The organism is Nocardia sp. JCM 38205 (genome assembly GCF_058222935.1).
Window position 1 is genome coordinate 202,663 of record NZ_JBYHFL010000004.1, and the last position, 14,142, is coordinate 216,804.

The 14,142-nt window shown below is 69.0% G+C and carries 11 protein-coding genes; 2 read left to right on the top strand and 9 right to left on the bottom strand.

Going from position 1 to position 14,142, the window contains the following annotated elements:
• Positions 1-124: 124 nt before the first annotated feature.
• The 6 genes from AC4HOU_RS16515 to AC4HOU_RS16540 form a co-directional block, all read right to left on the bottom strand.
• Positions 125-877, bottom strand: a complete 753-nt coding sequence (locus AC4HOU_RS16515) for a sirohydrochlorin chelatase (protein WP_195006981.1) — start codon at positions 875-877, stop codon at positions 125-127.
• Positions 874-2,094: a uroporphyrinogen-III synthase gene (locus AC4HOU_RS16520; protein WP_163809533.1), complete on the bottom strand. Its 1,221-nt coding sequence runs from the start codon at positions 2,092-2,094 to the stop codon at positions 874-876. Before AC4HOU_RS16520 ends, AC4HOU_RS16515 begins: the two co-directional genes overlap by 4 nt.
• Positions 2,091-2,492 carry a nitrite reductase small subunit NirD gene (nirD, locus tag AC4HOU_RS16525; protein ID WP_490724736.1) on the bottom strand — a complete coding sequence of 134 codons (402 nt, stop codon included), beginning with the start codon at positions 2,490-2,492 and terminating at the stop codon, positions 2,091-2,093. Before nirD ends, AC4HOU_RS16520 begins: the two co-directional genes overlap by 4 nt.
• 125 nt (positions 2,493-2,617) lie before the next feature.
• Positions 2,618-5,167 carry a nitrite reductase large subunit NirB gene (gene nirB, locus AC4HOU_RS16530; protein ID WP_490724737.1) on the bottom strand — a complete coding sequence of 850 codons (2,550 nt, stop codon included), beginning with the start codon at positions 5,165-5,167 and terminating at the stop codon, positions 2,618-2,620.
• Positions 5,168-5,193: 26 nt separating this feature from the next.
• Positions 5,194-6,669 (bottom strand): nitrate/nitrite transporter, encoded by a 1,476-nt coding sequence (locus AC4HOU_RS16535; RefSeq protein ID WP_163809526.1) that lies wholly within the window; start codon positions 6,667-6,669, stop codon positions 5,194-5,196.
• A gap of 294 nt (positions 6,670-6,963) precedes the next feature.
• A complete protein-coding gene (locus tag AC4HOU_RS16540) occupies positions 6,964-8,226 on the bottom strand; it encodes a CynX/NimT family MFS transporter (protein WP_195019885.1) in 1,263 nt (420 codons plus the stop codon).
• Between the two features lie 64 nt (positions 8,227-8,290).
• Between AC4HOU_RS16540 and AC4HOU_RS16545 the strand changes: the two genes are divergently transcribed.
• Together AC4HOU_RS16545 and AC4HOU_RS16550 are read left to right on the top strand one after the other, a co-directional pair.
• Entirely contained in the window at positions 8,291-8,974 is a 684-nt protein-coding gene (locus AC4HOU_RS16545) for a FadR/GntR family transcriptional regulator (protein WP_195019886.1), read from the top strand.
• A gap of 214 nt (positions 8,975-9,188) precedes the next feature.
• On the top strand, positions 9,189-10,664 hold the full coding sequence (locus tag AC4HOU_RS16550) for an MFS transporter (protein WP_490724738.1): 1,476 nt from the start codon (positions 9,189-9,191) through the stop codon (positions 10,662-10,664).
• Positions 10,665-10,776: 112 nt separating this feature from the next.
• Here AC4HOU_RS16550 and AC4HOU_RS16555 read toward each other — a convergent pair whose 3' ends face one another.
• The 3 genes from AC4HOU_RS16555 to AC4HOU_RS16565 all read right to left on the bottom strand — a co-directional run bounded on the left by AC4HOU_RS16555 (position 10,777) and on the right by AC4HOU_RS16565 (position 14,058).
• Positions 10,777-11,628, bottom strand: a complete 852-nt coding sequence (locus AC4HOU_RS16555; protein WP_194990264.1) for a TIGR02569 family protein — start codon at positions 11,626-11,628, stop codon at positions 10,777-10,779.
• Positions 11,629-11,704: 76 nt separating this feature from the next.
• Positions 11,705-12,889: an adenylyltransferase/sulfurtransferase MoeZ gene (moeZ, locus tag AC4HOU_RS16560; protein WP_163809519.1), complete on the bottom strand. Its 1,185-nt coding sequence runs from the start codon at positions 12,887-12,889 to the stop codon at positions 11,705-11,707.
• 170 nt (positions 12,890-13,059) lie between these two features.
• Positions 13,060-14,058, bottom strand: coding sequence for a DUF3152 domain-containing protein (locus AC4HOU_RS16565; protein ID WP_280212701.1), 999 nt, complete (start codon positions 14,056-14,058; stop codon positions 13,060-13,062).
• Between the last annotated feature and the right edge of the window lie 84 nt (positions 14,059-14,142).

Here is a 14,142-nt window from a genome sequence, read left to right on the forward strand (position 1 = left end):
CTGTGACAGGCCCTCGATCAGCGCCACCCGGCCGCCGTATAGCGCTGCGACACCGGACGGTTCGACGTCCCGGCGCATCAGCTCGACGAGTCGTGCCGGCCCCACGAATCAGACAGCGATCCGCTCACCGAACCCGGGTCTGCACCAATTCCCTGGCCGCCGCCCGGTACCGGTCGGCGATCAACCGCACCACCGCCGGATGGACGCCGATCGGTTCGGCGACGCCATCCGCACCGGCGTCGTGCAGGCGCTGATGGAACAGGCCGTGGGCCAGCAGGTACGACGCGATGAAGACGCGCTGTGCGCCGTTCTCGCGCAGGTGCGCGACGACCTCGGGCACGCGAGGTGCGCCGGTGGCGACGTAGGCGATGCGGACCGGGCTGCCGAGGTTTTCGGCGAGCATGCCGGCGGCTCGGCGGACGTCCTGGCGGGCGCGGGCGTCGGAGGAGCCGGCGGCGGCGAAGACCACCGCGTCGCCGGGACGCCAACCGGCCGCGCGCAAGCGCAGGTGCATGATCCTGGCCAGGGCCGGGTCGGGGCCCATGGCCGGGGTCACCGCGACGGCCGGGTGGGCGCTCTCGGCGATCTCGCGGGGCACGTCCTGGTAGACGTGGTAGCCCGACGCCAGGAACGCCGGAACCACCACGGCCGGAACGGTTTCCGCGCGGTCGTCCAGATCGCGCAGGACCTCCGAGGGCGAGGGGCCGAGGACGTCGACGAACGCGGTGCGCACGCGGGGCACGCCGAATTCGTCGATGCCGTCCAGCCCCGGGCGGTCGAGCTCGCGCGCGACCGCCTCGGCCAGGCTCGCGATCATCTGCACGCCCTTGGTGCTTCGGGTGCCGTGCGCGACCAGCACCAGGGCGGGCGCGCTCACCATGTGACCGCCTGAGCAAAGCGTGGTGCCCGGGTCGGCGTTCCGACTCCGGGCACCACGGGACGTGGGTTGTTGTCGGTACATTCGGCCGGGTCGAGCGCCAGTCGGTAACCGCGTTTGACCACGGTCTGAATGGCCTTCGGCGTGCCGAGGCCCGCACGCAGGCGCGCGATCGCCGTCTCCACGGCGTGGGTGTCGTCACCGCCACCGGGCAGGGCCGCCAGCAGGTCCTCCCGGGAGACGACCCGGCCGGGCTGCCGTGCCAGCGAACGCATCAGCGACATCGGCGCGGGTGCGAGCTGACGCACCACGCCGTCGACGACCACGCAGCCGCCGCGCACGCTGATGGTGTGCCCGGCGGCGTGAATCCGGTTGGCGCGCCGGGGCAATTCCTCGGCGACGTGGCGGGCGAGCGCCCCGAGCCGGGCCCGGGCGGGCATCGACGTCGGCACCCCGAGCTCCTCGAGCGGAGCCGCGGTGATCGGTCCGACGCAGGCGGCGAGCACCCGGCCGCGCAGGGCGTGCAGCAGGCCCTCGATCATCCCGGTTTCCTTGGCGCGCATCAACATCGACGCCACGGCGGGTGCGCTGGTGAACGTGACGCAGTCCAGGCTAGAGGTGACGACGGCCTCGATCAGCTGATCCATCGGGCCCTGGTCGTCGGGCGGCGTCCAGCGGTAGACCGGCACCGGCACCACATCGGCGCCCGCGCAGCGCAGCACCTCACAGAAATCGGGAACCGGCTCCCATTCGGTGGTCGCGCCGTGCAGCTGCACCGCGATCCGCACGCCTTCCACACCCTCGGCCAGCAGGTGATCGAGCACCTCGGCCGAGGACTCCGAGGCAGGCGACCATTCCTCGCGCAGTTCGGCTGCGCGGATGGCGCCCTTGGCCTTCGGGCCGCGGGCCACCACCCTGGTGCTCGCCAGGGTGTCGCGCAGCCGTTCGGCCAGCCCCCAGCCTTCGGCGGCCTCCATCCAGCCACGGAAACCGATACCGGTGGTGGCCACGGTGATCTGCGGCGGATCGTCGACCAGCTGACGGGTGACCCGTTCTAGTTCGGTGTCGTCGGCCAGCGGGATGATGCGGATGGCCGGCGCGGACACGATGGTCGCGCCGCGCCGGGTGAGCAGGGTGGCGAACTCCTCGGAACGTCGTGCGGCCGTGATGCCGACGGTGAAGCCCGCGAGCGACGCGCCCGCGTCGAGAGTCGTCATGCCGATCCGTCCGAGTCCGTACCGCCCACGACGGGTTCGTTCGACACCGAGACGATGCCGTCGTCGACGCGAACCCGGTAGACCGGCAGCGACACCGACTCCTCGTCGAGGCAATGCCCGTCGATCAGCGAAAACGCCTGCTTGAGCAGCGGCGAAGCCACCACGGGCACGCCACCGCGGTCGCCGATGATGCCGCGCGACATCACCGCGGCCCGGCCGAACGGATCGATATTGCCGACGGCGTACACCGCGCCGTCCGAATGCAGGAACAGTGCGGCTTGGCGGCCGCCCTTCAGCAACACCGCAACGCCGCGGCCTGGGATCAGGTAGTCGAGACGGCAGGCCTGGGTCCATCCGGTGGTGGCCGGGGCAATGCCGGTGGTTTCGATCACGGTCATCGGGGTTCTCCTCCAAACGCCTTACCCATTGGTACCGGCGCCCTGTTTCCTCGCGGTTAAGCAGTCATTTCCCGGGCGTAGCAGTTGCGGCGGGACCGAGATCCCGAGCGCACGCCCGCTGCCGGTCAGGCGCGGCTGCCGACTCCTGGCATGTCGGGCAGGCCGAGCAGGACCGGCACCTTGCGCTCGCCGCTGTCGTCGAACGAGATCGTCGGGTCGGCCTCTTCTGGTGCGTTGACGAAGGACACGAAGCGCGAGAGCTTGTCCTCGTCCTCGAGCACCGCCGCCCATTCGTCGCGGTAGCCCTCCACGTGCTTGGCCATGGCCGCTTCCAGGTCGGCGGCGATACCGAGGCTGTCCTCGCAGACCACCTGCTTGACGTACTCGATGCCGCCTTCCAGCGATTCCTGCCACGGCGCGGTGCGCTGCAACCGGTCGGCGGTGCGGATGTAGAACATCAGGTAGCGGTCGATGTACTTGATCAGCGTCTCGTCGTCGAGCTCACCGGCCAGCAGCACGGCGTGCTTGGGCGTGAGGCCGCCGTTACCGCCGACGTAGAGGTTCCAGCCGTTCTCGGTGGCGATCACGCCGACGTCCTTGCCGCGCGCCTCCGCGCACTCCCGGGCGCAACCGGACACCGCGAGCTTGAGCTTGTGCGGCGAGCGCAGACCGCGGTAGCGCTTCTCCAGCAGCACGGCCATGCCGACCGAATCCTGCTGACCGTAGCGGCACCAGGTGGAACCGACGCAGCTCTTGACGGTGCGCAGCGACTTGCCGTACGCGTGGCCGGATTCCATGCCCGCGTCGACCAGCCGCTTCCAGACCAGCGGCAGCTGGTCCACCCGCGCGCCGAACAGGTCGATGCGCTGCCCGCCGGTGACCTTCACGTAGAGGTCGAATTCCTTGGCCACCTCACCGATCACGATCAGCTGCTCGGCGGTGACCTCACCACCGGGCATCCGCGGCACCACCGAATAGGTGCCGTTCTTCTGCAGGTTGGCCAGGAAGTGGTCGTTGGTGTCCTGGAGTGCGGCCTGCTCGCCGTCGAGGATGTGATCGCTCGAGGTGGAGGCCAGGATGGAGGCCACGGTGGGCTTGCAGATATCGCAGCCGGTGCCCTTGCCGTACTTGCCGATCAGCTCGGAGAAGGTGCGGATACCGGTGACCTGGACGATGTCGAACAGCTCGGCGCGCGACTGCTCGAAGTGCTCGCACAGCGCCTTCGACATCTCCACGCCGGACTGCTCGAGCAGCTTCTTGATCATCGGCACACAGCCACCACACGAGGTGCCCGCGTTGGTGCAGCTCTTGACGCCGGCGATATCGCAGGCGCCCTCGGCGATGGCCCCGCAGATGGCACCCTTGCTGACGTTGTTGCAGGAACAGATCTGCGCGTCGTCGGGCAGGGCGTCGGCGCCGAGTTCGGCACCGGCCGGGGAGATCAGCGCGGCGGGCTCGGCGGGCAGCGGACGCCCGACCAGCGGACGCAGCGCCGCGTACTGCGAGGCGTCACCGACCAGGATGCCGCCGAGCAGGGTCTGCGCGTCGTCGGAGATGACCAGCTTGGCGTAGGTGCCCTTGGCGGCATCGTGCAACACCACCGACAGCGCGCCCTCGGTGGTGCCGTGCGCGTCACCGAAACTGGCGACGTCGACACCGAGCAGCTTCAGCTTGGTCGACATATCCGCGCCGGGGAACTCCCCCGCCCCGCCGAGCAGCCGGTCGGCGACGATCTCGGCGGTGGTGTAGCCGGGCGCGACCAGGCCGTAGCAGACACCCTCGACCGCGGCGCATTCACCGACGGCGTAGATGTTCGGGTCCGAGGTCTGCATTCCCAGGTCGGTGATGATGCCGCCGCGCGGGCCCACCTCGAGGCCGGCCTCGCGGGCGATCTCGTCGCGCGGACGGATACCGGCGGAGAACACCACCATCGCGGCGTCGATGGTGCTGTCGTCGGACAGGGTCACCTTGAGCTTGGTCGCCGGGCCCGCGCCCTCGACCGTCTCGATCGAGGAGGTGCCGACGCCGGTGTGCACATGCAGGCCCAGATCCGAGACCAGCTTCTCCAGGATGGCGGCGCCGCCCGCGTCGACCTGGGCGGGCATCAGCCGGTCGGCGAATTCGACGACGTGCGGGGTCATGCCGAGCAGGCGCAGCGCATTGGCCGCCTCCAGACCCAGCAGACCACCGCCGACGACCACACCGTGCGCGCCCGGCCCGGCCGCAGCGGCGGTGTCCCGGATGCCGTCGAGGTCGTCGAGGGTGCGGTAGACGAAGCAGCCGTCGCTGTCGTGGCCGGGCACCGGCGGCACGAAGGCGTAGGAGCCGGTGGCCAGCACCAGCGCGTCGTAGCCGATGGTCTCACCGGTCGAGGTGGTGATCTTGCGGGCGGCACGGTCGATGGATTCGGCGCGCTGGCCCAGCCGCAGCTCCACCAGCTCGTCGCCGGCGTACTCGTTGCCGGGCAGGGCGAGCGCACTGGCGTCCCAGTTGCCCACGTAGGACGAGAGCCCGACGCGGTCGTAGGCGGCCAGCTTCTCCTCGCTGAGGATCACGACCTGCCACTGGCCTGCCTCGTCGCGGGAGCGCAGCGCCTCCACGAACCGGTGCCCGACCATGCCATGGCCTGCGACCACCACGGTCTTGCGCTGAGTGGGTTCGACTGTCGAATTCATGACTGTCCCTCCGTGGATGATCGGTGTCAGGCGCGAGCCGACGAGTTGGTGGACCGGGTGGTGGAGTTGGCGGCCTCGGCTTCCAGAACCAGGGCCTCGGCCTCGACCACGACGTCGGTGCCGGAATCGCGGACCCGCAGGCTCGGCCTGCGCAAGAACACCGCCCAGGTGACGAGGGCACAGGCGACGTAGAAGCCCATGAACACCCAGAAGGCGGTGGTGGCGGACTGCGTGGACGAATACGACGAGCGCAGCACCAGGTTGATGCCGACTCCGCCGAGCGCACCGATGGCGCCGACGAAACCGATCAACGCACCCGAGGTGTTCTGCGACCAGGCGGCCTGCTCGGCGGGGCTCGCGTCCAGGCTCTTGGACTTCGCGTCGAACACCGACGGGATGATCTTGGTGACGGCGCCGTTGCCGAAGCCGGAGAGCACGAACAGCGCGATGAAACCGATCACCATCACCGTCATCACCCCGCCGGTCGCCACGCCGCCGTTGCTGTCGGCCCTCGTGCTCGCCAGGCCGACGACGAGGGCGGCGGCCATCATCGCGCCGAAGACGACGATGGTGACCTTGCTTCCGCCGATCCGGTCGGCCAGTTTGCCGCCGTACGGGCGGGCCAGCGAGCCGAGCAGCGGGCCGATGAAGGCGATCGACGCGGCGTGCACCGCGGCCTGCGCGACAGTGTCGCCGCCCGCCTTGAAGCTGATCTGCAGGATCTGGCCGAAGGCGAAGCTGTAACCGATGAACGAACCGAAGGTGCCGATGTAGAGAAAGGCGATGGCCCAGGACTGCGGCACCCTCAGCGCCTTCACCATGTAGGACAGGTCGGCTTTCTGGTTCTTCAGGTTGTCCATGAACAGCGCGGCGCCCAGACCGGACAGTGCCACGAGCACCAGGTAGATCGCGCAGATCAGCGAGCCGTAGCCGTCACCGAGGGTGGCGAGCACCAACAGCCCGAGCAGCTGGATGACCGGGACGCCGATATTGCCGCCCGCCGCGTTCAGACCGAGCGCCCAGCCCTTGAGCCGCTGCGGGTAGAAGGCGTTGATATTGGTCATCGAGGAGGCGAAGTTGCCGCCGCCGAAGCCGGCGAACGCCGCCACGATCACGAAGGTGGTGTAGGAGGTGCCGGGCTGATTGATGAAGTACAACGTCAGCAACGTCGGGATGAGCAGCATGAACGCGCTGAAAATGGTCCAGTTGCGGCCGCCGAAGCGGGCGGTGGCCACGGTGTAGGGGATCCGGAGCAAACCGCCGACCAGGGTCGGCACCGCCGCGAGGAAGAACTTGCCCGCCGGGTCGATGCCGAACTCGTCGGCGGGCATGAACAGCACCATCACCGACCAGATCGACCAGACCGAGAAGCCGATGTGCTCGGCGACCACCGACCAGATCAGATTGCGCTTGGCGATGTCCTTGCCGCCTGCTTCCCAGGCCGCGACATCCTCGGCATCCCAATGCTCGAGGTTGCGGTTACGCGTCAGCGTGCTCAACAACAGGGCCTCCCAAAATCGGTTGGCCCAACGGTAGGAAACGGGTATTGCCGAAATGCTGCGGAAAATGACCGTCAAATCAACGGTTGCTCACGCTGCACGGGAAATGCGGGTGAGATGTTTCCGGCATGTGACGCAACGGTTTCCGCAGGTGTCCGAACGCCTGCTCGCGCGCTCCGGCGCGGTGAGGTCGCCTGTCAGCATGACCTGCGTCACGCTCGGCCGCAAGTCCTACGAATCAGCGCGCCGGCATCCGGCGCCGCCGCCGGGTCATCAGCGGCGGCGCCGGGAGCTCGTTCAGCGAGCCGACCAGGTGTCCTCGAGCATGCGCGGCTTGCACGCCTGCCAGGCACCGGTCAGCAACACCAGCACGGCCACCCCGAGGAAGGCGAACGGCGCGGCCCAGCCGCCGGTGGCGGTGTGCAGCATGCCGAACAGCACCGGACCGGCACAGGCCACCGCGTAGCCGACGCCCTGGGTGAAGCCCGACAGCGAGGCCGAACCGGCCGGGGTGCGGGTACGCAGGTTGATCAGCGTCAGCGCCATCGGGAAGGTGCTCGGGCCAAGCCCGAGCACGATCACCCACAGGATCGGCGCGCTCATCGGCGCGATCAGCAGACCGGTGAAGGCGACGAAGAAACACACCGCGCAGCCGATCACCACGGGAAACGGGTTGGTCATCCGGGCCGCGACGGTGGGCGCTGTCAGGGCGGCGACCAGCCCGACCACCGCGAACAACGCGACCATGGTGCCGCCGAAGGCCGCGCTCGCGCCGGCGTCGGCGAAGATCGTCGGCAGCCAGGTGAACATCGAATAGGTGGTCAGCGAGGTCATGCCGAACATGCCGGCCATGCCCCAGGCCACCGGCGAGCGCCACGCCTTGCCGGTGGCGGCCTTGCCCGCGGGCAGGGCGGTGGTGTCGACCTTGTCGCGGCCGCGCCGATCGCGCAGCACCCCCAACCACGGGACGGCAGCCGCGAAGCCGAGCAGCGCCCACATGCCGAGCGAGATCCGCCAGCCGTGCGCCTCGGCGACCGGCACCGCCACCAGCGCGGGCAGCACGGTGCCGATCTGCACCATGGTGATGTAGAGCGCGCTGACGATCGCGAGCCGGTCCGGGAAGTACCGCTTGACCAGCGGCGGGATCACCACATTGCCGACGCCCATACCGCCGAGGGCCAGCGCCGAGAAGACGAACAGTTCCGCGGTGCCGGAGACGAACACCCGGATGAGCATGCCGAGACCGGCCATCAGCATGGCGACCAGCGCGGTGCGTTCCAGGCCGAGCCTGCGCACCATGACCGGCGTCAGCAGCCCGGACAGGGAGAACATCAGGGTGGGGATCATGCCGAAGACGCCGACGACGGCGGTGCCGTACCCGATCTCGTGGCCGATCTCCTCGGCCAGCGGGGTGAAGGCGGTGACCGCGACGCGCAGCACCAGCGCCGACATGATGATCGCCGCGAGTACGAGCAGCCTGCCCTCGGTCAGCGCACGACGACGCTCGGCCGTCGACGAGCCTGCGGGGCTGCTGGTGGTTCCGGGCAGGGTTGCGGTCACCGAGAAATCATAGGATGACCGGATGACGGGAGCAAGCCGATGTGACGAGCGGTACCCTGTTGCGGTGCAACCCGTCCGCCGCACCAGTCTCATCGCGCAGGTCACCGAACAGCTCCGGGCCGAAATACGCTCGGGCCGTTGGCCGATCGGCTCACGCATACCCACCGAGCCCGAACTCGCCGAACTCACCGGCACCGGGCGAAATACGCTGCGCGAGGCGGTGCAGGCGCTCGTCCATGCCGGGATGCTCGAACGGCGTCAGGGTTCGGGCACCTACGTGATCGCCAACTCCGAAGTCAGCGGCGCGCTGGCCAAGTACTTCGCCGACGCCCAGGAACGCGACATCCTGGAACTGCGCCAAGCCCTCGACACCACCGCGGCCGCCCTCGCCGCGCAGCGCCGCGACGAGACCGATATCGCCACCATGCGGCGGCTGCTGGAAGAACGCAGCAAGTCCTGGGACGAGGACAACCCCGCGGCCATCGAGGCCGACGTGCAACTGCACCGCGCCATCGTCGTCGCCAGCCACAACGCGGTGTACCTGGAGTTCTACGATTCGCTGCTGCCGGTGATCGAGGCGGGCATCCGCTCGCGCACCTCGAAATACGGCGATTCCTACGACGCCGAACATCGCGAACTGGTCCAGGCCGTCATCGACGGCGATCCCGAACGCGCCGCGCAGGCCGCTCGCTGCTTCCTCGGATCCCTGCTCGCCGAGTATCCGGCACCGGGCAGCGAGGCCGAGTAACCAACCCGTCACCGGTGTGCCTGATCACCGGTGAGGCGGATGTGCCGCGATCGTCACTGCGCGCCACGTGAGCGCAACAACCGGCTCCTACCTTGTGATTCGACCGCTCAGGCACCCGACGGCTCGCGACGAACCGGTCAGGGCACCACGCCGCTGCGATGAGGCAGCGCTGCCACGATGAGGGAGCGGTCGCAGTGCGATCGAGAGGGAGCCGATGACCGCGACAATCGACACCGGCAGTCACACACCGTCGTTCAGCTATCAGAGGCGCGGACGCTGGATCGACACCTGGGAACCCGACGACCCCGAGTTCTGGGAATCCGGCGGGGCGCGCACGGCCCGCAAGAATCTCGCCTTCTCGGTGTTCGCCGAGAACCTCGGATTCAGCGTCTGGGTCATCTGGGGGTCGGTCGTCACCAGCATGGGCGCGGCCGGATTCGGCTTCCTGGCCGGGCTCGGCAAGGGCGATCCGGTCGCGGTGAGCAACGCCCTGCTGCTCACCTCCACCCCGACGATGGTCGGTGCGGCCCTGCGCATCCCCTACACCTTCGCCATCCCCCGCTTCGGCGGCCGCGCCTTCACCGCGTTCAGCGCGGCGATGCTGTTGCTGCCAACCCTCGGACTGGCCTACTTCGTCAATCAGCCCGAGACCCCGATGTGGGTGTTCCTGTTGCTGGCGGCGCTCGCGGGCGTGGGTGGCGGCAACTTCTCGTCCTCGATGGCCAATATCTCCTTCTTCTTCCCGGAAGGGAAAAAGGGTGCGGCCCTCGGCATCAACGCCGCGGGCGGCAATCTCGGCGTCGCGCAGACCCAGCTGATCCTGCCGCTGCTGATCACCCTCGGCACGCATCTGACCGCGAAGGACCCGGCCGGCTACCGGCTCGGGATCACCCTCGCGGTGCTGGTGTGGGTGCCGTTCATCCTGATCGCTACCGTCGGCGCGGTGCGCTGCATGGACAGCCTGCGCACCGCGAAGTCCGACGGCCGGTCCTATCGGCTCGCGCTGACCAATCCGCACACCTGGGTGATGTCGCTGCTCTACATCGGCACCTTCGGCTCGTTCATCGGCTTCTCCTTCGCCTTCCCCACACTGATCAAGGCCAACTTCCCGAACCTGGCGAATATCGGCTGGATCACCACCCTCGGCAATCTCGCCTTCCTCGGCGCCCTGGTCGGTTCGTTCAGCAGACCGTTCGGTGGCTGGATCTCCGACCGGGTCGGCGGCGCCAAGATCACCCTCGGGGTGTTCGGCGGTATGGCCATCGCGGTGGCGTTGATCATGGCCGCGCTGGAGCTGAAGAGCTTTCCGCTGTACCTGATCTCGTTCCTGCTGCTGTTCGTGCTCACCGGCATCGGCAACGGCTCCACCTACCGGATGATCCCGTCGATCTTCAGCGCCGAAGCACGCAAGTACGCCGCCGAGCACGATCTCGATCCGGCCGAGGCGGCGGCCTCGGCGAAACGGCAGGCGGGTGCGGCGATCGGCGTCATCGGGGCGATCGGCGCCTCCGGCGGATACCTGCTGCAGCAGGCGCTTCGACTGTCCAACATCAACTTCGGCAGCATGTCGCCCGCCTTCTGGGCGTATGCGATCGCCTTCCTGGTGATGGCGGGCGTGACGTGGTGGTTCTACCTGCGCTCGTCGTTCGCGGTGGCGCGGGTTCCGTCACTGGCGTACGCGAACGTCTGAGATGGGTTCGGCCGCACCGGGTGTGGCGTCGTCGATGCGGCGCCGCACCCGGTGCGCGTCGACCGGGAGCGCCGAATCAGCGCGGACGGAGTCGACCGGGTGCAGCAGCGAGTCAGAGCAGGAACCGAACCATATCCGCGGTGCGGGCCAGGCCGGGCAGGGCCTCCGGGGTCGATCGTGGATGCAAGGCGTGCACCGCGAGCCGGAACATCACCGCCCGCAACAACATCTGCGGCCACTCCGGCAGATCCGACCAGCGCTCCAACAGGCCGTCGTCGGCACCACCCCACGACAGCGCGTCCACCACGACCACACCCGCGGCCCACGCGGCCGGACGCCAGTACGGGGTGATGTCGCTGAGCCCGGGAGTGTCGGCGCCGGAGAACAATACGGTGCCGAACAGGTCGCCGTGCACCAGCTGCGCGGGCGTGTGCACCGGTTTACGCAGGGTGGCCAGCTGCCCGATCAACTCCATGCTGTGCCTGCCATCCGGTGACGTCGTCGGCAGCGCCCCGCCCGCGCGCAGGCTGCGCAGCGGCACCGCCTCCCAGGCGGCGCGGTCGGCGGCAACGAAGACGTCGACGTCCATCCACGGCGCCACCGGCGGCTGCACCAGGAACCGCGGCCGCTCGAGATGCGCGGTGGCGGCATGCAACCGCAGCGACACCGACACCACCTCGTCGTGCCGGGGTTCCGGAATACCTTCCAGGAAGGTGTCCGCCCGCCAGCCGGAGACGACGTAGCGGCCGTCGGTGGCGCGCACCGGCCGCGCCAGGCGCAGCCCGTCGACCTTCAGCGTTTCGCGCACCTTCGCCGACCAGGCCGCCCGTGCGTGATCGGCGACCGGGCTGAGCACCACGTCACCGAGGCGCCAGCCGCCTTCCCAGTCGCCCAGCGCAATCGGCGTCACCTCGCGCAGGCCGAACGTGGCTCGCACATGCTCGGGAGGCTCCACAGATGTCACGGCCGTACCGTACTCCCGGCGACGCGCCCGAAACGGGCGCCGCGCCGAGGTTGCCGGCGATGCGCTGGGCGGTCGCTCAGTACACCGGGAGTGAGGGGTCGACCTGGTTCGCCCAGGCGATCACACCGCCCTGCAGATGGGTGGCGTCGGCGAAGCCCGCGCGTTTGAGCGCGGCCAGCGCCTCCGCGGACCGGATACCGGTCTTGCAGTGCAGCACGATCGGCCGATTCTGCGGCAGTTCCGACAGCGCCTCACCGGACAGGATGCGGTCCTTCGGGATCAGCGTCGCGCCCTCGATCCGCACGATGTCCCATTCGACGGGCTCGCGCACATCGATGATCGCGACGTCCTTGCCGGCGTCGAGCATCTCCTTCAGCTCACGCGCGGTGACGGTCGAACCGGCGGCGGCCGCCTGGCCTTCCTCGCTCACCACACCGCAGAACGCGTCGTAGTCGATCAGTTCGGTGATCGGCTGACGCTCCGGATCGCGGCGCAGCTTGATGGTCCGGTAGGTCATATCCAGTGCGTCGTAGACCATCAGCCGGCCCAGCAGCGGGTCGCCGATGCCGGTGATCAGCTTGATCGTCTCGGTCACCATGATCGAGCCGATGGATGCGCACAGCACACCGAGCACACCGCCCTCGGCGCAGGACGGCACCATGCCCGGCGGCGGCGCCTCCGGGTAGAGATCGCGGTAGTTGATGCCGCGGCCGTCGGGTGCGTCCTCCCAGAACACCGACACCTGGCCCTCGAAGCGGTAGATCGAGCCCCACACGTAGGGCTTGCCCGCGAGGACGGCGGCGTCGTTGACCAGGTAGCGGGTGGCGAAGTTGTCGGTGCCGTCGACGATCAGGTCGTATTCGGAGAACAGCTCGACGGCGTTGTCCGGCTCCAGCCGGATCTTGTGCAGTCGCACGTCGATGCCGGAGTTGATCTCCAGAATGGAATCACGGGCGCTGTCGGCCTTGGAACGGCCGATATCGGATTCGCCGTGGATGACCTGGCGTTGCAGGTTGGACAGGTCGACCTCGTCGAATTCGACGATGCCGAGCGTGCCGACACCGGCGGCGGCCAGGTACAGCAGTGCGGGCGAGCCGAGCCCACCCGCGCCGATCACCAGCACCTTGGCATTCTTCAGCCGCTTCTGCCCGTCCACGCCCACATCGGGAATGATCAGGTGGCGGCTGTAGCGGGCGACCTCGTCCCTGGTCAGCTCCGCGGCCGGCTCGACCAGTGGCGGCAGGGACTTCGGTGATGACACGTCCAGAACTCCTCGAATCGAATGGGCCGGTCACGATGCGTCGGGCGCACACCTCGGTGCGCTATCGGTGCAACACCGAGGACCCGGCCGTTCTTCCCCGCCCATGGTCGCGCATGGACAGTGCCGGGCGACAACCGGGCCGGGCCATGCCGACCCCGGCGTAGGCCGGTTCAGCCGCGCGGGTACGGCCAGGGATTGAACCGGCAGCGTTTACCGTCCATCGGCACCACCCCGTCGGGGTCGAGGGTGGCGATGACGTTGTTCTCCACGCCGAAGGTCTGCTGCATCATCACCGGCGCCAGGCCGCCGTCGGTCTCGCAGGGCTGATGCTGGTGGTAACCGATGGCGTGGCCGACCTCGTGGTTCACCAGGTACTGCCGGTAGGAACCGATATCGCCCTCGAACGCCAGCGCGCCGCGCACCCAGCGGGCCTCCGACAACACCACCCGGCCCAGGTCGGAGTTGTAGCAGGAGGAGTCGATCTCGATCTCGAAACCGCATGCGGTGCGCGCCGTTTGGCGCGAGGTGAGCGAGACCCGGAAATCCGGTTCGCCCTGATCCACCCGGCGGAAGGCGAACTTGCGGTCATGAGTCCAGCTCTTCGGATTGGCCAGCGTGGAGTCGACCATCTTGGCCACCGAGGCGTCACCGCCGTAACCGGTGGTGTCGAGACCGTCCTCGATCTCGACGGTGTAGCTGAACACGTACTGCTCCCCGATACCCACCTGCGCGCTGGTCCCCGGCACCACCCGCCAGGTCCCCGCGCCGTTCTCCACGAACTGGCCGCCCTCGGGCAGCGCACCGGTGGGCAGATCGTCGGGGAACTTGCCGTCACCGGGCGGGGCGCCGATGACACCCGCGCTCGCCGCCGGCGGGCTCAGCCGCCCGAATCCGGGTTCCCCCGCCGCGGGCGCGGGGTCCGGCCCGGTGCGGATGGCATCGACGATCACGATGAGCGTCACCGCGAACAACACCGGCAGCGCATACGCCCGCCAGCCGTAGGTGGACACGAATCGGCCGATGGCGCTCTGCTTCTTCACATCACGCGACGGTCGCGGGGCACGCGAACGAGCCTTCTCGTCCGGTGCGGTGGGGTCCCAGCGTGCGCGCAATGGTTGCCGCGAGCGGTCGGAGGTGCTGGAGTCCGGCCATGCCACGGGGCTCGTCACTGCGGAACCGGAGTCCTCGGAACCATGGGGGCGGTGCGCATCGCGCCCGCCGCCGGTCGGCTTTTCCGGTCGGTCGGTCACGGG

Bases quoted from the DNA above. Each gene is read 5' to 3' on its own strand.
- AC4HOU_RS16550 (WP_490724738.1), top strand. From the start codon at position 9,189: ATGACCGCGACAATCGACACCGGCAGTCACACACCGTCGTTCAGCTAT.
- nirB (WP_490724737.1), bottom strand. From the start codon at position 5,167: ATGAATTCGACAGTCGAACCCACTCAGCGCAAGACCGTGGTGGTCGCA.
- AC4HOU_RS16520 (WP_163809533.1), bottom strand. From the start codon at position 2,094: ATGACGACTCTCGACGCGGGCGCGTCGCTCGCGGGCTTCACCGTCGGC.
- nirD (WP_490724736.1), bottom strand. From the start codon at position 2,492: ATGACCGTGATCGAAACCACCGGCATTGCCCCGGCCACCACCGGATGG.